The sequence below is a fragment of the Oceanobacillus saliphilus genome (genome assembly GCF_023522835.1).
Taxonomy (GTDB): domain Bacteria; phylum Bacillota; class Bacilli; order Bacillales; family Amphibacillaceae; genus Oceanobacillus; species Oceanobacillus saliphilus.
In genome coordinates, this window is record NZ_JALCZU010000005.1 from 184,595 (window position 1) to 206,071 (window position 21,477).

The following is a 21,477-nucleotide window of genomic DNA, read 5'->3' on the forward strand; positions in this document are numbered from 1 at the left end:
TTGGAAACTATATATTGCCAAGGATGCGGGATACAGATCCAAACAGAAAATCCGGATGCTGCAGGTTATACACCGTCTTCATCCTTAGAAAAGGAAAACATATTGTGCAGAAGATGTTTCCGGTTGAAACATTATAATGAAATCCAGGACGTTTCGATAACAGATGATGATTTCCTTCAAATGGTAAGTTCAATAAGGAATGCTAACGGCTTAGTCGTTCATGTGATTGATATATTCGATGTGAATGGCAGTCTGATTAAAAGCCTTCCAAGAATTACGGGAGATAACCCAATTATACTAGTAGGAAATAAATTGGATTTGTTGCCTAAGTCTACAAATCGCAATAAACTGGAGCAATGGCTTCGATCTCAAGCTAAAGAGGCTGGTATAAAGGTGAAAGATGTCTTCCTCATATCCTCGGTTAAAGGCACAGGAATTGAAGAATTAACGTTGCAGCTAGATAAGTACAGAGAAAATAAGGATGTATATATAGTTGGCACCACCAATGTAGGCAAGTCAACATTTATAAATCGCCTGATAAAGCAAACGACAGGATTAAAAGATGTCATTACTACTTCTTATTTCCCTGGAACAACTTTGGGGTTCATTGAAATACCTTTGGATGAATTTACCTCACTTATTGATACACCGGGTATCGTTAATAAACAGCAAATGGCCCATTATATATCTGAAGAGGATCTGAAAGTAATCACACCAAATAAAGAAATTAAAGCCAGGGTGTACCAATTAAATAGTCAGCAGACATTATTTTTCGGTGGCTTAGCAAGAATTGATTTCATCAAAGGGGACAAGCAGTCATTTGTCTGCTATTTCTCTAACGAGTTGTCAATCCACCGTACGAAGCTGGAAAAAGCGGATGACCTTTATGAAAATCATCTTGGGGGACTACTAACTCCACCTAATGCGAAAACATTGGAAAAGTTACCTAAACTCACTGCAAGTACGTTTAAAATAAGTGGGGAAAAGACCGATATTGTATTTCCTGGCTTAGGTTGGGTTAGTATTTCAGGGGTTAATACTACTGTTACCGCACACAGTCCTAAGGATGTATCCATTTCAATTCGGAAGTCATTACTATAAGGAGGGGTCTTATGGGGTATCGTTTCAAGCTCATCGGTTATCCAATTAGTCATTCTCTTTCTCCTTGGATTCATAAAGAATTCTTAGATAAGTCGAAAATACAGGGAACGTATACGATGCATGAAATAAAGCCGACCGATTCTTTTGAAGAAAGTATGATCCTGTTGAAGAATGAACAGATTGATGGTTTCAATATTACTGTTCCCTATAAACAGGATGTCATCCCACACTTGGATATCCTTGATGATACTGCAAAAGCTATGGGGGCAGTCAATACGGTAGTAAATCAAGATGGTAAATGGGTTGGTTATAATACGGATGGAATCGGATATTTGCGTTCATTGGAAAGCAAATATCCGGAATTGCTCCGTGATAAAGAGATTCGTGTTTTATTACTTGGAGCTGGTGGTGCTGCAAGAGCGATTTATTTTGCACTTGCCACAGCGAATTTTAAAAATATCGATATTGCAAACAGAACAAAATCCAGTGCAGAGGTAATTGCCGGGAATTCCAGCCAACCTAGGAGCACGAATATCCTCTCCTTGGAAGAAGCTGAGCAAATATTAGGCAAGTATGACCTTATTATTCAGACAACATCGGTCGGAATGAAACCTAATGAAGATCAGACAATAATTTCACCCGACAGAATAAAAAAGAACGCTATTGTCAGTGATATCGTATATCAACCGCTGGAAACCAAATTTCTTAGGGAAGCTGCTGAGCGTGGAGCCAAAACACATCATGGTCACACAATGCTTTTATATCAAGCGTTATATGCCTTTGAAATCTGGACGAACAAAAAAATAATCATTGATGATTTGGAAATAAAATTAAAAGCTTTATTGGAAGGAAGATAATATGTTAACAGGTAAACAAAAACGATTTTTAAGATCGGAAGCACATCATTTGAAGCCTATTTTTCAAGTTGGGAAGACCGCTGTAAACGAAAATATGATTCAGCAAATATCGGAAGCGTTAGAAAAGAGAGAGCTACTTAAAGTAAGTGTTCTTCAAAATTGTATGGAGGATAAGGACGTTGTTGCCGAACAGTTGTCTGTAGGAACCAATTCTGATATTGTACAAATAATCGGAAATAATATAGTGTTATATAAAGAATCTAAAGAAAACAAGCAGCTGCAATTACCTTAATAGATAATAGGAAGAACCAGAACAGGGGAAGAAACAACATAAAGGTAAGTTAGAGGGGTTTATAATGGAGCGGATAGGAATATTAGGGGGCACATTTGACCCGCCCCACTTAGGGCATCTATTGATAGCGGAAGAAGTAAGGCTGGCCATGGAACTAAATGAAGTATGGTTTATTCCGACCTATACGCCGCCACACAAAGATGCTGCAAAGACGAAAGCGATTGATCGAATAAAGATGCTACAACTTGCTACTGAGAGCAATCCTTTTTTTAAAGTGAATACAATTGAAATAGAACGTTCCGGTAAATCATATACTTTGGATACGATGAAATATTTAAAAAAGGAATTTCCAAAGAAGGATTTTTATTTCATAATTGGTGCAGATATGGTTGAGTATTTGCCGCATTGGCATAAGGTGGATGAACTTTTATCACTTGTCAACTTCGTAGGTGTAAAGCGCTCGGGATATCAAGTGGATACCGAATATCCAGTTACCGAAGTGGATATCCCGATGATCGATATTTCATCGTCCATGCTGCGTAATTGGCTGAGGTCCAAAAGATCTGTCAACTATATTGTACCTGATTCAGTAATATCATATATCGAGGAGAACCGTCTATATGAAAATTGATTTAGCAATTGAAAAAGTAAAAGCCCATTTGACAGAAGAGAGATTTCAGCACTCCATCCGAGTGGCGGAAACAGCTGTCAAGTTAGCTGAGCTGTATCGTGATTCAACAGAAAAAGCAGAGCTTGCTGCCATTTTTCATGATTATGCAAAGTACCGTCCTCTGGATGAAATGAAGCATTGGATTAAGAAATCGCCACTGCCGAAAGATCTTCTGCATTATCATCATGAATTATGGCATGGTCCGGTGGGAGCATTGCTTATTGAGGCCGAGCACGGAATAGTCGATAAAGAAATACAGAATGCCATCCATTATCATACAACCGGAAGAGCACATATGAGCAAGCTGGATAAAATTATTTTCCTTGCAGATTACATTGAACCCGGCAGGAAATTTCCAGGTGTTGATGATGTGAGGGAAATGGCTAAAAAGGATTTAACAAAAGCGTGCTGGATGGCCTCCAGAAACACGATCAACCATTTAGTAAATAAAGGCAATACGATATATCCTGACACGTTTTATGCATATAATGATTTAACAAACCAAATTAACGGAGGGGCTTAATTAAATGAAAAACAGAGAAATAGTGGAATTAATTGCTGAAGCTTGTGACGATAAAAGAGCTGAAGATATTATTGCTTTAGATATGAACCAGGTTTCCTTAGTCGCTGATTACTTTTTGATATGCCATGGAAATACAGAAAGGCAAGTTCAGGCAATTGCAAAAGGAATTAAAGATGCAGCGGATGAAAATGGACTGGATGTGAAACGTATGGAAGGATTCGAGCAGGCTCGCTGGATTCTTGTTGACATCGGTGATATTGTATGTCATGTTTTTCATAAAGATGAGCGCCGTTACTATAATCTCGAACGATTATGGGGAGATGCTGCCCGTGTACCACTCCAGTTAGGACAGGAAGGCTAGCCAATGGCGTATCAAAAGATGGCATACCTGTATGATAAATTGATGTTAAATGCTCCGTATGCTGAGTGGATTACGTTTACAGAAGCTATTATTAAAGCCTCCGATAATGACATTGTAAAAATTGCCGATCTTGGTTGTGGAACCGGAGAGATAGCAACAAGATTGGCTAAGTCCGGATATCAGATGACAGGTGTGGATTATTCGCCCGATATGCTGACATACGCGGAACATAAAGCCAGTGAACAAAATCTTAGCATCCAGTGGCTTCAGCAGGACTTAATCACGTTAAATGGTTTGACTGACTATGATGCTGCAATCAGTTATTGTGATGTCATCAACTATATTACAGATCCTGAGGAATTGAAAAAAACATTCCGAAATATCGCAGCGTCTCTGAAGGTAGGCGGCCTTTTTATATTTGATGTGCATTCACTACATCACGTAGAGCAAAACTACATCAACCAGACCTTTGCTGATGTGACGGATGACGCTTCTTATATATGGTTCTGCGCAGAAGGAGAAGAACGCGGTGAAATGTTTCATGATTTGACATTTTTCTCTCTGGAAGGAGATAAGTATGTAAGATTTGATGAATTTCACCATCAAAAAACCTATTCGATTGAATTTTATAAAAAACTTTTAATCGAGTCAGGTTTTGAAAACCTTAAACTATACGCTGATTTTTCTTTAAAAGAGAATAATATAGATGAAAAGTCCGAAAGAATTTTCTTTTTGGGTGAAAAAAGGCCGGGATAAACGAATATTTCCCGGTCTTTTTTTAGTTGCAGGAATTTGGATATGGATGTCGAATAAACATATATAAGCAAATCCTACAACTGGAAGGAGGTGTTTCCTAATGTTGGAAATCCTTAAAAAATCCTCATTCTTTATTATTGCTGCCTCAGTTGTAATTTTCTTTCTCGTTATTACAGCAAATGAAGAATCAAATCATACTTCAAACGATTTACATGCAGTAGCCTCTTCCGAAAACCTCCTGGAACAATCACCCGATCCAACCAATGAAGCGAGTTCAACCCATAGCGCAATTGTTGATGTAAAAGGTGCTGTCTTAAAGCCGGGTGTCTATGAAGTGTCACTTGATAAGAGAGTGAATGATGTTATACTTTTGGCCGGTGGTTTTAAGGTAGAAGCTGATCAGTCACATGTAAATCTAGCACAGAAAGTACAGGACGAAATGGTTATCATCGTTCCTGCTGTAGGTGAAGCTGCTGTAAGTTCTAACGATATGAGCGGTAATGGAAAGGTGAGGATCAATTACGCAACCCAAGAAGAAATTGAAAAACTGCCTGGAATCGGCCCCTCAAAAGCTCAGTCTATTCTTCAATATAGAGAGGAAAATGGATACTACCAAACCGTAGAGGATTTGCTGAAAGTATCCGGAATTGGTGAGAAAACCCTTGAAAACATGAAAGATGACATACAAATCCCTTAATTGCAAAACCTATTGTGGAAATTGACGCAGGTTCAGGCTGATTGTAAACTAGTATCAACAACATATAAAGGGGAATATGCAGATGGAAAGAATATCTTGGGATCAATACTTTATGGCACAAAGTCATTTACTGGCACTTAGAAGTACTTGTACAAGGCTAATGGTAGGTGCCACTATAGTCAGGGACAAACGAATTATTGCCGGCGGCTATAATGGCAGTGTGTCAGGAAGTGTACATTGTATAGATGATGGATGCTATGTCATAGATGGGCATTGTGTTAGGACTGTACATGCAGAGGCGAATGCTCTATTACAGTGCGCAAAATTTGGAGTGCCAACGGATAAAGCAGATATTTATGTAACCCATTTCCCTTGCTTGCAATGCACGAAGCAGCTAATTCAAAGTGGAATCCGAACAGTTTATTACGCTGAAGATTATCGTAATCATGAATATGCTATACAATTATTTAAAGAAGCAGGCGTTGAAACAAAGAAAGTAAAATTGGATTATTTGGCAGTGGATACACATTACCAGGAAAAAGAAACTCTGGTCAATAATCTAATCGGTAAGCTGGATTCGATAACAGAAGCAGATAGTGAAGTTATTCGATTGAAGAAGGAAGCAGAGAAGTTATTTCAAAAAAATTGAAATAGGTGAATAAAAACGTGAAAGGCTATTGGCATTTTCCAGCTTTTGCGGCTGGCACAGCCATTTTATATGTATTTTTTAACACGAACTGGATAATTGTTGCATTTTTATTATGGCTCTTTTATTTATATTTTTATGAGCGGTTGAGGAAATGGCCTATAATCATTTCCTTAACTGTCTTCATTTTATTCTTGTTTTTCATCCCCGATACTGATCATCATCAATTATACGATCATCATTTCCCATCAGAAGAAACCAACTTTTCCGGAACGATTATAAGTCCAGTTACGTCCACGAAAGACAAGTTGGAATTCATTATGGAAGAATCAACCACCAACCAAAAAATTCTGGTTCTGTATTTTCCTCCCATTAATGACGAATCGTTCAAAAACAATAAATTCTACAAAAGTATGAAACACGGGGCTAACTGCACTTTGAAAGGAACAGCAGAATTACCTGCTGAAAGCAGAAACCCAAATCAATTCGACTATCGTCATTTCCTCCTCACTCAAGGCATCACCCACCAGCTCATTTTAGATTCGTTAGAAAATATTCAATGCAGTGGTTCTTCCTTTCTTAATCGGTTTTATACGGCCAGACAATTTTTACTAACCCATGTTGAAAACAAATTAAGTGCATTCAGTTCCTCGTGGCTGACTGCAATCGTTTTTGGAGATGATTCAAATATAGATGATGAAACAGAGGAAATTTTTCAAAGGTGGAGTTTAACACACATCATAGCTATTTCCGGTACCCATATTGGCCTAATTGTTGGATTATGCTATTTTCTGCTCATTAGACTTAATATGCTTACGAAGGAAAAATCACAGTGGCTAATGGTAATTCTGCTTCCTGTTTATGCTTTATTGGCTGGAGGGGCACCATCCGTTTGGAGAGCATCCACGATGGTAGTCATATTTATCCTGCTGAATAAATATAAATTAAAATTTAGCTATACAGATGTTTTAAGTATCGTGTTTTTATTATTAATCCTGATCGATAACTACATTGTTTACCATGTGGGTTTTCAATTATCGTTTATTGTTACTTTAGCAATTCTCCTCTCAAAGAAATGGATAAGTGAAACAGATTCCATCTTCTGGCAGGTTCTTCAAATAAATTTTGTTTCGCAAATGGCTATTATTCCTATTCAGTTTGCCTACTTCTCGTTATTTCAGCCTCTATCCATCATCATTAATTTAATCATTATCCCATACTTCACCATCTTTGTAATTCCGCTTATGTATAGCTTATTGCCACTAACTTTTCTTCCTGATTTATTGATTCAACCATTTGATCTTATTTTTGCAGGGATTCATAAATGGGTATTAGCTTTTATTAGAATGATTGATCGTTTGTTCTTCTACCCTTTTCTATTAAATGGCTTTCCGATAAATGCTGCTGCAATCTATTTTGTCTTATTTTTTGTGTTTATGAATGATTTACAAAGGAAAAAATTAAAGCAATCACTTGTGAGTGGACTATTCATGTGTTTTCTGATTATTGGTATTGCGGCTAAACCATATTTTTCAGAAACAGGAACTGTAACCATGTTTGATATCGGTCAGGGAGATGCTTTTCTTATTGAATTACCTTATAGAAAAGGGGTGCTAATGATTGATGCAGGTGCAAGGTTTTCCTTTGAAGATATGGAAGCAACAGAAAAGGTTTATCAACAAATTTTAAAGCCTTATTTTTATTCGAGAGGTATAAGGAGACTTGATGCTCTCATACTGACTCATGATGATTTGGACCATGTGGGAAGTGTACCATTTATCATGAAAGATTTGGCAGTTGATGAAATCATCATAACGGAATATTTTGATGACACTTTTTTGAGAGAGCTGGCTGGCGAAAATTCACCGACTGAAATTACAAGGGTGGGTCGAAATGATTATTTTGAAGTCGGAAATCATGGGTTTTATGTGTTAGCACCTCATGTGGAGCATATGTCAGCAAATGAAAATTCTCTTGTTTTATACACCGAATTAGGTGGAGAAAGTTGGCTGTTTACTGGAGATATTGGAAAAAACGAAGAAAAAGAACTTTTGGAAACCTATCCAAATTTATCACTATATGTTTTAAAAGTAGCACATCATGGAAGTAATACATCAACAGATAAATTTTTCCTGGAGAAAACAAATCCAAAATTCGCGCTTATTTCTGTAGGTGAATCAAATAGTTATGGACATCCTGCAATGGAAGTTGTCCAAACACTTAAAGAAGAAGAAACAATCATTCTAAGGACGGATCGAAATGGTGCGGTGCAATATTTGTTCAATGAGCATGGTGGAACATTTTACACACATTTGCCATAAGCTACCAATGGATAGGTAGAAAATGAAAAAAGAGACTGCTGAACCAGTCTCTTTCATTAAAAATAAGGATAATTAGGGCTGACTACTGAGCAATCACGCTGATTGTAGAACCAATAGCAAAAATCAACACGAAGAAAATAAATGAGAAAGCAAATCCTTTGATGGAATCAACTACATCGTTGCCTTTATACTGTACATCTTTTTCAAATTCGTTCACAATATACCCCTCCTATGTTATCAACTTTAGTATAAATTAAATTGTTTAAAAAATCTACTTTATAAGGATACACATAACGAATTTATTATTCATCACCATTTTTAGTAAGACTTAACATCTATACTTTTGCTGTGTCGGCATAAGCTAAAGACAAGTAAAAACATCGTTTGATATGCAGTTTCTAGAGCTGGATGTCAGGCGTTTATATAGATGATGGATAAGAGGATTTTCGGATGATACATGAAAAGGAAATCCTCTTATCCAAAATATTTCTTGCCATTCACGGGATTCAGCTTTACCATTATAACTATACATAGTTGGAGTGAATAGTGAATGTCATATATCGATGTTATGAAACAAATTAAAAAGAACCATCTTGATCAAGTATATCTCGCATATGGTTCTGAGTCCTTCTTTTTACAAACTATAAAGAAAGAGCTTATGAAACGGGTGCTCGAAGGGGATGAAGATAATCTTTCTGTGTATGATTTAGAGGAGACCCCTGTCCAGGAAGTTGTAGCTGATGCTGAAACATATCCTTTCTTTGGTGAGAGAAAGCTGATTATCGCCACTAATCCCGGTTTCCTTAAAGCAAAACCGGACAAGCTTCCTTTCGAACATGATACTGCTTCGTTGGAAAGATACCTACAAGCACCTGCGGATTATTCTATTTTAGTATTTATTGCAGCATATGAGAAAATTGATGAACGCAAAAAAATTAGTAAAATCCTAAAGAAGCACGCTACAGTTGCAGTGTGTAATGCTGTCAAGGATCAGGATTTGAAACAATGGATCAACACATTGGCTAACCAGCACCGTATAACCATTGATCAGGATGCATATGAAATTTTAGAGACAGAGTTATCATCAAATCTTCATTTATTGGAAAGCGAGTTAAATAAGCTTGCACTGTACGTTGGAGATAATGGAGTTATTACCAGAGATATAGCAGAGCGCCTTATTTCCCATACTTCCAATAGCTCTTCATTAAGATTGGTGGACGCTGTCATTGATCGAGATTTACATAAGGCTATTTCAGTCTTCAAAGACCTGGAAAAACTGAAAGAGGAACCGATTGCTATGATTGGGCTGCTTGCTTTTCAATTCCGGACCATTCTCAGAGTCAAGCTCCTTAAGCAAAAAGGCTATAGTCAATTTCAAATGCAAAAGGCAATTGGTTCTCATCCATATGTCATTAAAATTGCCCTCAGTCGAGAAAAGAAATTTACAATCCATAAATTGGAGGATATAATCAGCAAATTAACGGATGCTGATGCTGTTATGAAGCAAGGGAAAATGGAAAAAAATCTTGCTTTTGAACTGCTGCTGTATGATCTGATTCAATCAGCATAAAGCGGTTAGACCGGTTAAGGATGGAGGGGGCTGCGCCAAGTGTTTCACCAGACGGCCTTGGAAAAGGATTGCGATTCGCCGAGAAACTACTTCGCATTATTAACAAATAAACAGGTTACGGCACACTTTATATGACTTCCGATGCTTCTAAACGATCAAGAAGTAATCGCGTCGGCCAAAAATTTATATTTTTCTACTAGCCGACAAAAAAACGATCCGAAAGATTTTTCGGATCGTTTTTTTTATTGTATTAAAGTGCGTTAACTTTTTTAGTTAGACGAGATTTTTGACGATCGCCTGCATTTTTGTGGATTAATCCTTTTTGTACAGCTTTGTCAATATGTTTTGTTGTTGTTTGTAATGCAACTTTTGCATTTTCTGCATCGTTAGCATCAATCAAACTTTCAACACGTTTAATTTCTGAACGCATTGCTGATTTTTGAGAAGTGTTTGCCACATGTTTCTTTTCGTTAACACCAATTCGTTTAATCGCTGATTTTACATTAGCCATCTATTTCACCTCCTAATCATGAACATTATCTTATAAATAGTTAATAAAGTTCAATTATCCTCTTAAAGTTATCCGTTATTTTCAATCAACTTTCAGGTGGGACAAGATGTATTTTACCAAAGGAAGCCGATGTTTTCAATAGAATAGTTGTGCGAACCTAACAATTTGTATGTTTTTGGCTAAATAGTCCATTCTATAATTGATAACCATAAGAAGGGACGACAAGCAAATGGAAGAATTAAATAAAGAATTTCAGGTAAGAACCGATTTGGCTGTGGAAGCACGTGATATGTATACAGAAACAGAACCAAAGAAGAAGGAAAGTAACATAAAGGGGGTCACTTTCAAGGAACGAAATGAAAACAATATAAAAATTTCCTATGTAGATATAGATGAGGAAGGTGCAAAGTTAATAGGGAAAAAACCCGGATCTTATGTGACAATTTATGCAGATGGTGTAAAAAGACAGGATACAGCAAGACAGGAAGCCGCTGCAAAAATTCTTGCCAGAGAGTTGGAAAATTTGATTTCGAGGAATAATATTCCGATAGATGGAACGGGATTAATCGTTGGACTTGGTAACTGGAACGTGACTCCGGATGCTTTGGGGCCAATGACGGTAGAAAAGGTAATGGTTACCAGTCATTTATTCAAACTTCAGCAAGAAGCAGTGGCAGATGGCTATCGTGAAGTCGCTGCCGTAACTCCAGGTGTCATGGGGGTTACTGGTATCGAAACAAGCGATATCATTTTTGGTATTACAGAAAAGTATAAGCCTGATTTTATAATTGCAATAGACGCCCTTGCTTCCAGATCCATTGAACGGGTAAATGAAACAATACAGCTTTCTGATACAGGAATACATCCGGGATCCGGTGTCGGTAATAAACGAAAAGAAATTAGTCAGGAAACGCTCGGTGTCCCAGTTTTGGCTATTGGTGTCCCAACAGTTGTTGATGCCGTTACAATTGCGAGTGACACCATCGATTTTCTTTTAAAGCATTTTGGCAGGGAATGGAATGAAAAAGATCGACCTTCCAAATCCTTGGCTCCAGCAGGGATGGCATTTGGGGGTAAAAAGCTGACTGAAGATGATATGCCGGATCAAAAGAAAAGAGAAACTTTCCTTGGAATGGTAGGATCTCTATCTGAAGATGAAAAAAGAAAGTTGATTACGGAAGTATTAACACCAATTGGTCATAACTTGATGGTAACCCCAAAAGAAGTGGATGGATTTATGATTGATATGGCAAACTTGATTGCAAATGGAGTGAATGCAGCGTTGCATGAAAAAGTAAATGTGGATAATTTCGCATCTTATTCCAGGTAATTGAAATAAGCTCTACTAAATAGTCTATTTTTTTCAATACATGGTTCTAGTTTCTCGGCTCAGCTCATAGATTTTAAACAAGAGTTGACGAAAGAAAGGTGGGATCATGTATTTTTATGGATAAAAATCACCTGAAAAGCAATGTTCAGATTCTATCGAGAAGAAGCGGGCTATACCTGCTTAGTATTATTGTTTTATTTGTATCCATTGGATTGCTGACAACGGTTCAGCCTGCCTTTCGTTTTTCATCCAGCTTAATCTCAGAATGGACACGGGATATCGATGGATTTGTATTTTACAATCTATTAGGTATGGAGAATAGATCTTTTAAAGAAGCATTTCCTGACGATCGCCAATTGCCGCAAATTTCCGGAGTATTGTTCCAGGTTGCAACGAACTTAAAACCGAATGACCCAAGAAGTTTACTTGGAAATGAATTACCGGGTTTTTCCATATATGATAGTCGTATTCTTATTGCTGGTGAAGGAACGGATTATACCAATTTCCCTGTTGAATCTTTTCCCCCATTGGAAGAGGTTTTAAAAGATCGAGAAGCAATCATGGACGAAGAACCAGAAGAACCCATAGAAGATGATAGAGAAGAAACACAACTTACGACAGGTGATCGAAATGTGGTCTTCATCTATAATACACACAATAGAGAATCATTTCTTCCCCATTTGCCAGGGGTTACAGATCCTAATTCTGCGCATCACCCCGAGATGAATATCACCAAGGTAAGCGAGAGACTTGCTGGTTCCCTAGAGAGAAAAGGAATCGGTTCGCATGTGGATGATACGGATATTGGTAACCTATTGAATGAAAGAAATTGGGAATACTGGCAATCCTATGATGCATCCAGAGAAATAGTAGAAGAGGCATTCGCGACAAATAGAGACATTCAGTATGTATTCGATCTCCATCGGGATTCGCTAAGAAAGGATCATACAACGAAAGTAATCAATGGAGAAGCTTATGCGAAAATATTTTTTGTAGTCGGAGCAGAACATACTGGACATGAAAAAAATCTGGAACTTGCATCTAAACTGCATTATATGCTTGAAGAGAAATATCCGGGTATTAGTAGGGGAGTCCTCCCAAAACAAGGTGCAGGAACGAATGGAATATTTAATCAGGATATATCAGAAAATTCGATACTCATTGAATTTGGCGGGGTCGATAATACTTTGGAAGAAATGTATCGATCCGTTGATGCATTTGCAGAAGTTTTCAGTGACTATTATTGGGATGCCGAAGCAGTACAAGCAAATCCTTAGGAGGAGATTATCGATGCGATTTATTGTTGTTTTATTGATGATGGCTGTCTTTTTTTTATCAGGGGTTGTATATGGTGTAAATAAAGAGCAGGGTATACAGTATGTTACGGAAGCACCTGAAGAGATACGTGTCGAAGAAGAGAACGTTGCACGAATAGAAACAATTTCTCAACCAGTAAGTCAACCTCATATTACGGAGGCAACACCAGTTCAATACACACAAAAAACCGCCTCGATATTGGAAGCAGGTGTGAAAGGATTTTTTGAATTTTTAATGGAAATGATGTATCAAATTGCACAACTATTTTTTTAAACAAGGAAGAAATCTTCCAGTCTGATCATGTGGTTAACTATTTATTGATTGAATATAACTGCTGCAATTGCTATAATCAATCCTAGTAATTATTGCCTTAAATTTGGAAACTTTTATCTGATTAAGGGATGAAAGACTGTGGGAGTGAACATCAGGAATGGTGAAAAAACAACGAAAAGTACGTAATTTTTCGATTATAGCGCATATTGATCATGGAAAATCAACATTGGCTGATCGGATTTTAGAGAATACAAAAACCGTTTCAAAAAGAGAGATGAAAGAACAACTTCTTGATGGGATGGATTTGGAACGTGAACGTGGGATTACCATTAAATTAAATGCAGTTCAACTTGCATATGCGAGCAAGAGTGGCGAGGAGTTTATTTTCCATTTAATTGATACACCTGGACATGTCGATTTTACATATGAGGTTTCGAGGAGTCTGGCAGCTTGTGAGGGAGCTATTTTAGTAGTGGATGCAGCACAGGGTATTGAAGCCCAAACATTGGCAAATGTTTACCTCGCTATGGAAAACGAGCTGGAAATTATTCCAGTGATAAATAAGATTGATTTGCCAAGTGCAGATCCTGAACGCGTTAAAAAAGAATTAGAAGATGTTTTGGGTATTGATGGTGATGATGTCATTCTGGCATCTGCAAAGGCAAATATCGGCATTGAAGAAATCTTGGAAAGAATTACTGAAGTCGTGCCAGAGCCAGCAGGCGACCCTGAAGCACCATTAAAAGCCTTGATATTTGATTCATTGTATGATTCTTATCGTGGTGTAGTAGCGTACGTTTGTATAAAAGAAGGTTCGGTTAAAGTCGGAGATAAAATTAAAATGATGGCAACTGAAAAAGAATTTGAAGTAAATGAAGTTGGTGTTTTTACACCGAAACCCTTAACCAAGGATGGCTTAACGGTGGGCGATGTAGGGTATCTTACCGCCTCCATTAAAAATGTTGGAGATTCACGGGTCGGTGATACGGTAACACATGCCCTGAGACCAGCTGAAGAGGCTTTGCCCGGCTACCGAAAGTTGAACCCAATGGTTTTCTGTGGTCTATATCCGGTTGACTCCAATGATTATAATGATCTTCGTGAAGCATTGGAAAGACTTGAATTAAATGATGCCTCTCTTCAATATGAACCAGAAACATCCCAAGCCTTGGGATTTGGTTTCCGCTGTGGTTTCCTTGGACTTTTACACATGGAAATTATTCAGGAAAGAATTGAGCGAGAGTTTAATATCGATCTAATTACAACTGCTCCAAGTGTTATTTTTGAGGTGGAACAGACGAATGGCGAAGTGGTTGATATTGACAATCCGTCCAAAATGCCAGATCCGCAAGTTATCCAAGAAATCCGTGAACCATTTGTAGAGGCTACCATCATGGTGCCAAACGAATATGTTGGTGCAGTAATGGAAATTTCCCAGAAGAAACGTGGTAATTTTGTTGATATGCAATATCTTGATGATATTCGCGTCAATGTCATTTATCATATACCTTTATCGGAAATTGTTTATGACTTCTTTGACCAACTGAAATCTCAAACAAAAGGCTATGCCTCTTTTGATTATGAACTTATTGGTTACCAGCCTTCCAACTTAGTTAAAATGGATATACTTCTTAATGCCGATACGATTGACGCCTTATCATTCATCGTTCATAGGGACTTTGCATATGAGCGTGGAAAACAGATTGTTGAAAAACTGAAGGAACTGATTCCGAGACAACAATTTGAGGTGCCTATTCAAGCGGCTATCGGCAATAAGATTGTTGCCAGATCAACTATCAAAGCAGTTCGGAAAGATGTTACCGCCAAACTATACGGTGGGGATATTACCCGTAAACGAAAATTGCTAGAAAAACAAAAAGAAGGTAAGAAACGGATGAAAATGGTTGGTTCTGTTGAGGTGCCGCAGGAAGCATTTATGGCCGTTCTGGAAATGAATAACGACTAAAACTTCAAAGGAAAAAAGGAAGAACTTGAATGCATCTCTATTGCTGGACAGTTTTTCCTTTTTGTATTTTACAAGAGGAGCTGAATATAAATGAATACGATCGATTCGGTATATATACACATACCTTTCTGTAGACAAATTTGCCATTACTGTGATTTCGTAAAGTTTTTCTACAATGAACAATTGGCGACAGAATACCTGGAAGCACTTAAAAAAGAAATAGACGTTTCGCTACCAGGTGAAAAACATAAAATGAGAACAATCTATATTGGTGGAGGGACTCCGACAGCCTTGAATTCAGTCCAACTGGAAACGTTACTTCGTTTCTTGAATAAGAAATTTGACATCTCGGCTTGTGAGGAAGTATCAATCGAAGTTAACCCAGGTGATATTGATGAAGAGAAAACGCGTTTACTGAAGTCTTACGGAATCAGCAGAATATCGTTCGGTGTCCAGGTAATGGATGATGTGATGCTTGAGCAGCTTGGGAGAATTCATCGTGTAAAAGATGTATATGATACCGTAGAACTTTTGAAGAAGCACCATTTCAATAATGTAAGTCTCGATTTAATCTATGCATTGCCAAATCAGACCGTGGAACAATTCAATAACTCATTACAAGAGGCTCTATCATTAGGTCTCCCACATTACTCCACATACGCATTACAAATTGAACCGAAAACAATTTTTTACCATAAACACAAAAAGGGGCAGCTGCACAGACCTGCGGAAGATGATGAAGTAGAGATGTATGAAATTTTGAAGCGTACGATGAAAACAAACGGAATTCATCAGTATGAAATCAGTAATTTTGCTGTTCCCGGTTATGAAAGCAAACATAACTTAACCTATTGGAGTAACAATTATTATTATGGGTTTGGTGCTGGAGCACATGGTTATTTACCCGGAAAACGAATCACGAATATCCGTCCGCTTCCAGCTTATGTAAGCCAGGCAATGAAAGATGGAAAGCCCATTTTGCAAATCGATGAAGTAGATGTAAAAGAAAGAGTCGAAGAAGAGATGTTTCTTGGTCTAAGGAAAATGAAGGGAATTAATAAATTACATTTTGAAAATAGGTTTGGATTCAAGGCTGAATCGTTATATAAAAAAGAAATTGACAAGTTGATAATAAATGGGCTACTTCAAGAGAATGAATCTGCAATACAACTGACAGATAAGGGGATGCTATTGGGCAACCGAGTCTTCGAAAAGTTTCTTCTGGAAGCCGATAATAAAATATTAGCTTTAAAATAGCGGATAATAAGACATTCTAATTGACAAAAAAAAATGGATTTGATAATTTTATTATAGTATTAGCACTCAGGAGTTAAGAGTGCTAACAGGGGTGATCATCATGTTAACAAAAAGGCAACTTATCATTTTGCAAGTCATTATTGATGATTTCATTGATTCAGCAAGGCCAATAGGCTCACGTGCACTGTCCAAAAAAGATAACCTGCCATATAGTGCTGCTACAATAAGAAATGAAATGGCAGATTTGGAGGAATTTGGCTTTTTGGAAAAAACCCATACGTCATCTGGGAGGGTCCCTTCCGAAAAAGGCTATCGTTATTACGTGGACCATTTGATTGGACCGAGCACAAATCAAAATCAGGTAAGCATAATCAAAGATATCATACAGGATGGTTTTTTTGAGTTTGAACAAATTGTTCAAATGTCTGCAGAGGTTTTATCAAAGCTCACAAGTTATACATCAATCATACTGGGTCCTGAAATGTTTGAAACGACACTGAAACAGATTCAGATCCTGCCGCTGTCGGATCATACTGCTGTGGCCATTCTTGTAACCAATACAGGACATGTCGAACACCGTTCCTTTGCAATTCCGGAAAAGATCAATTCTTCAGATTTGGAAAAGATGGTCAATATGATGAATGAGCGGCTTACAGGTGTACCAATTATCAAACTGCAGGAAGTATTGAATACGGAAGTAGCCCATCTTATGAAAATGTATATGGATGATTTCGATAAATCCTTCGAATATCTAAAGGCCTTTCTTGTGAATGACAATCCGGTAAAATTATATATTGGAGGAAAATCCAATATTTTAATGCAACCAGAATTTAATGATGTTGATAAGATCCGTTCCTTTTTTACAATGATGGAAAAAGAAGATGAAATAGCTAACATCCTAAAAAACAGTAAAAATGGCATCGAAGTAACAATTGGTAACGAAAATGAAGTGGAAGCAATTAAGGATTTAAGTTTGATTACGGCTTCCTATCATCTGAATGGTGACCATATGGGTACGATTGCGTTGTTAGGTCCCACAAGAATGGAATACAGAAAGGTTATTTCATTAATTAAAGGCTTGTCTACTGAGATGACAGATGCAATGTATATGTGGTACAGAAACGATGGCTAATGAAAAGATGCTTTTTGAAATACAAACTAGTTATGCATTGTAGTTTCTTTAGCTTCCTTTTCATGATATAGTCTTACATGGAATTTTATAATGGAGGTGGCACTTAGTGGAAGAACCAAAAAAAGACGCGACTGTTGAAGAGAATCTTCACAATGAGGAAGAAATAGAAGTGATTGATTCTACTGAAAGTGATCCTGCTGATAATGTGCAAAACGATACGGCAGAAACGAGAAAAGAAATCCAGGCATTGAAAGACGAAAAAGATGAGATTTATAACAGGCTACTTAGACTTCAGGCTGAATTTGACAATTTCAAAAAGCGGTCCCAAAAGGAAAAAGAGGCTGCCCGTAAATATAAATCTGAGGATTTGATTAATGAATTGCTTCCTGCTATTGATAATTTTGAGAGAGCATTGCAGGTGGAAGTGACAGAAGCAAACGCAAGTCTGTTTGATGGTATTACCATGGTATACCGTCAAGTTCAGGATGCATTAAAATCCCAGGGTGTAGAAATTATTGAAACCGAGGGGGAAATATTCGACCCAACCGTGCATCATGCTGTTATGCAGGTTGAAGATGACGAAATAGAACCCAACACAGTTGTGGAAGAATTACAAAAAGGCTATATGCTAAAAGACAGAGTAGTTCGACCAGCGATGGTTAAAGTTAATAAATAATCGGAACAGAAGTTTAAGGAGGAAATAGTGTATGAGCAAAATTATTGGTATTGACTTAGGAACAACAAATTCATGTGTTGCTGTAATGGAAGGTGGAGAAGCGGTCGTTATTCCGAATCCGGAGGGTAACCGTACCACCCCTTCTGTTGTTGCATTCAAAAATGGTGAAAGACAAGTAGGGGAAGTGGGGAAACGTCAGGCAATAACAAACCCTAATACCATTCAATCCATCAAACGTCATATGGGAACAGACTATAAAGTTAAAATTGAAGATAAAGAATTTACACCACAGGAAATTTCTGCAATCATCCTGCAATATATTAAATCATATGCAGAAGATTATATTGGTGAAAAAGTCGAAAAAGCTGTAATAACTGTACCAGCATATTTTAATGATGCTGAGCGTCAAGCAACAAAAGATGCAGGTAAAATTGCAGGTCTTGAAGTCGAACGTATTATTAACGAACCGACAGCTGCAGCATTGTCCTATGGTATTGATAAAGATGATCAGGATCAAACAATCTTAGTATATGATCTTGGTGGCGGTACGTTTGATGTATCTATTTTGGATATTGGTGATGGAACATTTGAGGTTGTGGCAACTGCCGGAGACAATAGACTTGGTGGAGATGACTTCGATGAAGTGATCATCAATCATATGGTTCAAGAATTCAAAAAGGAAAACGGCATTGATTTATCCAAAGATAAAATGGCTGTGCAACGTTTGAAAGATGCTGCTGAAAAAGCAAAGAAAGACCTTTCAGGTGTTTCCCAAACGCAAATTTCACTTCCATTTATCACTGCTGGTGAAGCAGGGCCATTACATTTAGAATTGAGTATGTCACGTGCGAAATTTGATGAACTTTCATCCGAGCTTGTCGAACGCACCATGATTCCTACTCGTAAAGCATTATCTGATGCCGGATTATCAAAAAGCGATATACACAAAGTAATTCTCGTTGGTGGTTCCACACGTATTCCAGCAGTGCAGGAAGCTATAAAAAAAGAACTTGGCCAAGAACCTTCCAAAGGAGTGAACCCTGATGAAGTTGTCGCATTGGGTGCAGCAATTCAAGGTGGGGTATTGCAAGGTGATGTAAAAGATGTCGTATTACTTGATGTTACACCACTTTCCTTAGGTATTGAAACGATGGGATCTGTATTTACGAAATTAATCGAGCGTAATACAACCATTCCAACAAGCCATTCACAAGTTTTCTCTACTGCTGCAGATAATCAAACAGCTGTTGATATTCACGTGCTACAAGGGGAACGCGAAATGGCAGCAGACAACAAAACGTTAGGCCGTTTCCAATTAGCAGATATTCCACCAGCACCTAGAGGAGTACCTCAAATCGAAGTTTCCTTTGATATTGATGCTAACGGTATCGTAAATGTACGTGCGAAAGATCTTGGAACAAACAAAGAGCAGTCAATCACGATCCAGTCTTCATCAGGGCTTTCTGAAGAAGAAGTACAAAAAATGGTTCAGGAAGCTGAAGAAAACGCTGAATCAGACAAAAAACGACGTGAAGAAATTGAATTGCGCAATGAAGCGGATCAGTTGATCTTCACTACCGATAAAACGATTAAAGATCTTGGAGATAAAGTTTCTGAAGATGAAAAACAAAAAGCAGAAGCTGCCAAAGAAGAATTAAAAGCTGCTTTGGAAGCAAACGATAATGACCAAATTAAAGCGAAAAAAGATGCATTGCAAGAACAAGTACAGCAATTATCTGTAAAAATGTACGAGCAAATGCAACAAGAGGCTCAAGCAGCAGATCAAGGTCAGGAACAAAGCGGAAGCAGTGATGATGTCGTTGACGCAGATTACTCCGAAGTTGATGATGATAAAGAAAATAAGTAAAATGAAAACATAGAAGTTTGCAGTACTTAAGTCAAAGTCAGGATTCTCTTGACTTTGACTTTTTTAACAGAGAAGAAAGTTGTAAACTTCCCTGTATGCGATTCGTACCACCGAAGTTTTCTAAAGTAATCATCATCGTTTGCCATTGGTGAATGGTTGATGATATGATAAAACCTATGCTATAGTGTGTCGGGAGAGTGATGGAAGTTGAGCAAAAGAGATTATTATGATGTTCTTGGTGTGGAAAAAGGGGCATCAAAAGAAGAAATAAAAAAATCATACAGGAAATTAGCAAGGAAGTATCACCCGGATGTCAATAAAGAAGAGGGTGCATCAGATAAATTTAAGGAAGCTAAAGAAGCATATGAAGTACTGAGCGATGAACAAAAACGTGCACAATATGATCAGTTTGGTCATGCAGGAGCACAAGGGCAAGGCTTCGGAGGATTTGGCGGAGGTGCACAGGACTTCGGCGGCTTCGGCGACATTTTTGATATGTTCTTTGGTGGTGGTGGACGAACGAGAGATCCAAACGCGCCACAACAAGGGGCCGATTTGCAATATACCATGGTTCTGGATTTTGAAGAAGCTATTTTTGGGAAGGAAACAGATATTCACATTCCAAGAGAAGAAACCTGTGATACGTGTAGTGGATCTGGTGCCAAACCTGGTACGAAATCGCAAACCTGTTCCCATTGCAGCGGATCGGGTCAGTTAAACCAGGAACAAAACACGCCATTTGGTCGTGTTGTTAATCGCAGAGTATGTCATCATTGTAATGGAACAGGTAAAATCATTCCTGAAAAATGTCGTACATGTAGCGGTGCTGGAACGGTTAAGAAGAATAAAAAAATCCATATCAATATTCCGGCCGGTATTGATGAAGGTCAGCAAATTAGAGTAGCTGGAAAAGGGGAGCCAGGTAAAAATGGCGGGCCTGCTGGGGATCTCTTCGTTCTCATTCAAATCAGAGAACATGATTTCTTTATACGGGAAGGCGATCATATTTTCTGTGAACTGCCATTAACATTCACACAGGCAGCTCTGGGAGATGAAGTCGAAGTGCCAACTGTTCATGGAAAAGTCAAATTAAAAATACCTGCGGGTACGCAATCAGGCAAAACCTTCCGTATAAAAGGAAAAGGGGTTCCAAACGTTCGTGGGCGTGGCCAGGGTGATCAGCATATTAAAGTAAAAGTGATGACACCTACCCAATTAACAGATCGGCAGAAAGAATTATTGCGGGAATTCAACGATATTGGCGGCAATGATTTGGCTGATGAGCAGGAAGGGAATATTTTCCAACGTTTTAAAAAGGCTTTTAAAGGAGATTAACGATGTTCTGTGGCAACAT

At 37.9% G+C, this 21,477-nt stretch carries 22 protein-coding genes; 20 read left to right on the plus strand and 2 right to left on the minus strand.

Going from position 1 to position 21,477, the window contains the following annotated elements; translation table 11 throughout:
• The 10 genes from yqeH (at position 1) to MN204_RS10565 (ending at position 8,224) form a co-directional block, all read left to right on the plus strand.
• Positions 1-1,101: a ribosome biogenesis GTPase YqeH gene (yqeH, locus tag MN204_RS10520; RefSeq protein WP_249871031.1), complete on the plus strand. Its 1,101-nt coding sequence runs from the start codon at positions 1-3 to the stop codon at positions 1,099-1,101.
• 11 nt (positions 1,102-1,112) lie between these two features.
• Positions 1,113-1,958 (plus strand): shikimate dehydrogenase, encoded by an 846-nt coding sequence (gene aroE, locus MN204_RS10525; RefSeq protein WP_249871032.1) that lies wholly within the window; start codon positions 1,113-1,115, stop codon positions 1,956-1,958.
• A 1-nt stretch (position 1,959) separates the two neighbouring features.
• On the plus strand, positions 1,960-2,250 hold the full coding sequence (yhbY, locus tag MN204_RS10530; RefSeq protein ID WP_249871033.1) for a ribosome assembly RNA-binding protein YhbY: 291 nt from the start codon (positions 1,960-1,962) through the stop codon (positions 2,248-2,250).
• A gap of 64 nt (positions 2,251-2,314) precedes the next feature.
• Positions 2,315-2,881 carry a nicotinate-nucleotide adenylyltransferase gene (locus tag MN204_RS10535; RefSeq protein WP_249871034.1) on the plus strand — a complete coding sequence of 189 codons (567 nt, stop codon included), beginning with the start codon at positions 2,315-2,317 and terminating at the stop codon, positions 2,879-2,881.
• Positions 2,871-3,443, plus strand: coding sequence for a bis(5'-nucleosyl)-tetraphosphatase (symmetrical) YqeK (gene yqeK / locus MN204_RS10540; RefSeq protein ID WP_249871035.1), 573 nt, complete (start codon positions 2,871-2,873; stop codon positions 3,441-3,443). Before MN204_RS10535 ends, yqeK begins: the two co-directional genes overlap by 11 nt.
• A gap of 4 nt (positions 3,444-3,447) precedes the next feature.
• Positions 3,448-3,804, plus strand: coding sequence for a ribosome silencing factor (gene rsfS / locus MN204_RS10545; RefSeq protein WP_249871036.1), 357 nt, complete (start codon positions 3,448-3,450; stop codon positions 3,802-3,804).
• A 3-nt stretch (positions 3,805-3,807) separates the two neighbouring features.
• Complete coding sequence (locus MN204_RS10550) at positions 3,808-4,560, plus strand: class I SAM-dependent DNA methyltransferase (protein ID WP_249871037.1); 753 nt, start codon at positions 3,808-3,810, stop codon at positions 4,558-4,560.
• Between the two features lie 100 nt (positions 4,561-4,660).
• Entirely contained in the window at positions 4,661-5,257 is a 597-nt protein-coding gene (locus MN204_RS10555; RefSeq protein ID WP_249871038.1) for a helix-hairpin-helix domain-containing protein, read from the plus strand.
• An 82-nt stretch (positions 5,258-5,339) separates the two neighbouring features.
• Positions 5,340-5,906, plus strand: coding sequence for a ComE operon protein 2 (locus tag MN204_RS10560; protein ID WP_249871039.1), 567 nt, complete (start codon positions 5,340-5,342; stop codon positions 5,904-5,906).
• A gap of 17 nt (positions 5,907-5,923) precedes the next feature.
• On the plus strand, positions 5,924-8,224 hold the full coding sequence (locus MN204_RS10565) for a DNA internalization-related competence protein ComEC/Rec2 (protein ID WP_249871040.1): 2,301 nt from the start codon (positions 5,924-5,926) through the stop codon (positions 8,222-8,224).
• Positions 8,225-8,306: 82 nt separating this feature from the next.
• On the opposite strand, the gene MN204_RS10570 is transcribed toward MN204_RS10565, so the two are convergent.
• Positions 8,307-8,441, minus strand: a complete 135-nt coding sequence (locus MN204_RS10570; RefSeq protein WP_249871041.1) for a YqzM family protein — start codon at positions 8,439-8,441, stop codon at positions 8,307-8,309.
• Between the two features lie 333 nt (positions 8,442-8,774).
• On the opposite strand from MN204_RS10570, the gene holA reads away from it, so the two are divergent.
• Positions 8,775-9,794: a DNA polymerase III subunit delta gene (gene holA, locus MN204_RS10575; RefSeq protein WP_249871042.1), complete on the plus strand. Its 1,020-nt coding sequence runs from the start codon at positions 8,775-8,777 to the stop codon at positions 9,792-9,794.
• A 250-nt stretch (positions 9,795-10,044) separates the two neighbouring features.
• Here holA and rpsT read toward each other — a convergent pair whose 3' ends face one another.
• Positions 10,045-10,305 carry a 30S ribosomal protein S20 gene (rpsT, locus tag MN204_RS10580; protein WP_249871043.1) on the minus strand — a complete coding sequence of 87 codons (261 nt, stop codon included), beginning with the start codon at positions 10,303-10,305 and terminating at the stop codon, positions 10,045-10,047.
• Positions 10,306-10,534: 229 nt separating this feature from the next.
• Here rpsT and gpr point away from each other — a divergent pair, with 229 nt between their 5' ends.
• The 9 genes from gpr to dnaJ all read left to right on the plus strand — a co-directional run bounded on the left by gpr (position 10,535) and on the right by dnaJ (position 21,458).
• Entirely contained in the window at positions 10,535-11,635 is a 1,101-nt protein-coding gene (gene gpr / locus MN204_RS10585; RefSeq protein WP_249871044.1) for a GPR endopeptidase, read from the plus strand.
• A gap of 116 nt (positions 11,636-11,751) precedes the next feature.
• Positions 11,752-12,912, plus strand: coding sequence for a stage II sporulation protein P (spoIIP, locus tag MN204_RS10590; protein ID WP_249871045.1), 1,161 nt, complete (start codon positions 11,752-11,754; stop codon positions 12,910-12,912).
• A gap of 13 nt (positions 12,913-12,925) precedes the next feature.
• Positions 12,926-13,225, plus strand: a complete 300-nt coding sequence (locus MN204_RS10595; protein WP_249871046.1) for a hypothetical protein — start codon at positions 12,926-12,928, stop codon at positions 13,223-13,225.
• Positions 13,226-13,382: 157 nt separating this feature from the next.
• Complete coding sequence (lepA, locus tag MN204_RS10600) at positions 13,383-15,191, plus strand: translation elongation factor 4 (RefSeq protein WP_249871047.1); 1,809 nt, start codon at positions 13,383-13,385, stop codon at positions 15,189-15,191.
• A gap of 90 nt (positions 15,192-15,281) precedes the next feature.
• Positions 15,282-16,448 carry a radical SAM family heme chaperone HemW gene (gene hemW, locus MN204_RS10605; protein WP_249871048.1) on the plus strand — a complete coding sequence of 389 codons (1,167 nt, stop codon included), beginning with the start codon at positions 15,282-15,284 and terminating at the stop codon, positions 16,446-16,448.
• Positions 16,449-16,548: 100 nt separating this feature from the next.
• Positions 16,549-17,580: a heat-inducible transcriptional repressor HrcA gene (gene hrcA, locus MN204_RS10610; protein ID WP_249871049.1), complete on the plus strand. Its 1,032-nt coding sequence runs from the start codon at positions 16,549-16,551 to the stop codon at positions 17,578-17,580.
• A 106-nt stretch (positions 17,581-17,686) separates the two neighbouring features.
• On the plus strand, positions 17,687-18,256 hold the full coding sequence (gene grpE / locus MN204_RS10615; RefSeq protein WP_249871050.1) for a nucleotide exchange factor GrpE: 570 nt from the start codon (positions 17,687-17,689) through the stop codon (positions 18,254-18,256).
• A gap of 31 nt (positions 18,257-18,287) precedes the next feature.
• A complete protein-coding gene (gene dnaK / locus MN204_RS10620; protein WP_249871051.1) occupies positions 18,288-20,123 on the plus strand; it encodes a molecular chaperone DnaK in 1,836 nt (611 codons plus the stop codon).
• Positions 20,124-20,330: 207 nt separating this feature from the next.
• On the plus strand, positions 20,331-21,458 hold the full coding sequence (gene dnaJ / locus MN204_RS10625; RefSeq protein WP_249871052.1) for a molecular chaperone DnaJ: 1,128 nt from the start codon (positions 20,331-20,333) through the stop codon (positions 21,456-21,458).
• The last annotated feature ends 19 nt before the right edge of the window (positions 21,459-21,477 follow it).

Excerpts from the sequence above, each read along its gene's own strand:
- MN204_RS10555 (WP_249871038.1), top strand. The coding sequence starts at position 4,661 with ATGTTGGAAATCCTTAAAAAATCCTCATTCTTTATTATTGCTGCCTCA.
- hemW (WP_249871048.1), top strand. The coding sequence starts at position 15,282 with ATGAATACGATCGATTCGGTATATATACACATACCTTTCTGTAGACAA.
- rsfS (WP_249871036.1), top strand. The coding sequence starts at position 3,448 with ATGAAAAACAGAGAAATAGTGGAATTAATTGCTGAAGCTTGTGACGAT.
- holA (WP_249871042.1), top strand. The coding sequence starts at position 8,775 with ATGTCATATATCGATGTTATGAAACAAATTAAAAAGAACCATCTTGAT.
- MN204_RS10535 (WP_249871034.1), top strand. The coding sequence starts at position 2,315 with ATGGAGCGGATAGGAATATTAGGGGGCACATTTGACCCGCCCCACTTA.
- spoIIP (WP_249871045.1), top strand. The coding sequence starts at position 11,752 with ATGGATAAAAATCACCTGAAAAGCAATGTTCAGATTCTATCGAGAAGA.
- rpsT (WP_249871043.1), bottom strand. The coding sequence starts at position 10,305 with ATGGCTAATGTAAAATCAGCGATTAAACGAATTGGTGTTAACGAAAAG.
- MN204_RS10595 (WP_249871046.1), top strand. The coding sequence starts at position 12,926 with ATGCGATTTATTGTTGTTTTATTGATGATGGCTGTCTTTTTTTTATCA.
- yqeK (WP_249871035.1), top strand. The coding sequence starts at position 2,871 with ATGAAAATTGATTTAGCAATTGAAAAAGTAAAAGCCCATTTGACAGAA.
- aroE (WP_249871032.1), top strand. The coding sequence starts at position 1,113 with ATGGGGTATCGTTTCAAGCTCATCGGTTATCCAATTAGTCATTCTCTT.
- MN204_RS10550 (WP_249871037.1), top strand. The coding sequence starts at position 3,808 with ATGGCGTATCAAAAGATGGCATACCTGTATGATAAATTGATGTTAAAT.
- MN204_RS10560 (WP_249871039.1), top strand. The coding sequence starts at position 5,340 with ATGGAAAGAATATCTTGGGATCAATACTTTATGGCACAAAGTCATTTA.
- hrcA (WP_249871049.1), top strand. The coding sequence starts at position 16,549 with ATGTTAACAAAAAGGCAACTTATCATTTTGCAAGTCATTATTGATGAT.
- lepA (WP_249871047.1), top strand. The coding sequence starts at position 13,383 with ATGGTGAAAAAACAACGAAAAGTACGTAATTTTTCGATTATAGCGCAT.
- yhbY (WP_249871033.1), top strand. The coding sequence starts at position 1,960 with ATGTTAACAGGTAAACAAAAACGATTTTTAAGATCGGAAGCACATCAT.
- gpr (WP_249871044.1), top strand. The coding sequence starts at position 10,535 with ATGGAAGAATTAAATAAAGAATTTCAGGTAAGAACCGATTTGGCTGTG.
- dnaK (WP_249871051.1), top strand. The coding sequence starts at position 18,288 with ATGAGCAAAATTATTGGTATTGACTTAGGAACAACAAATTCATGTGTT.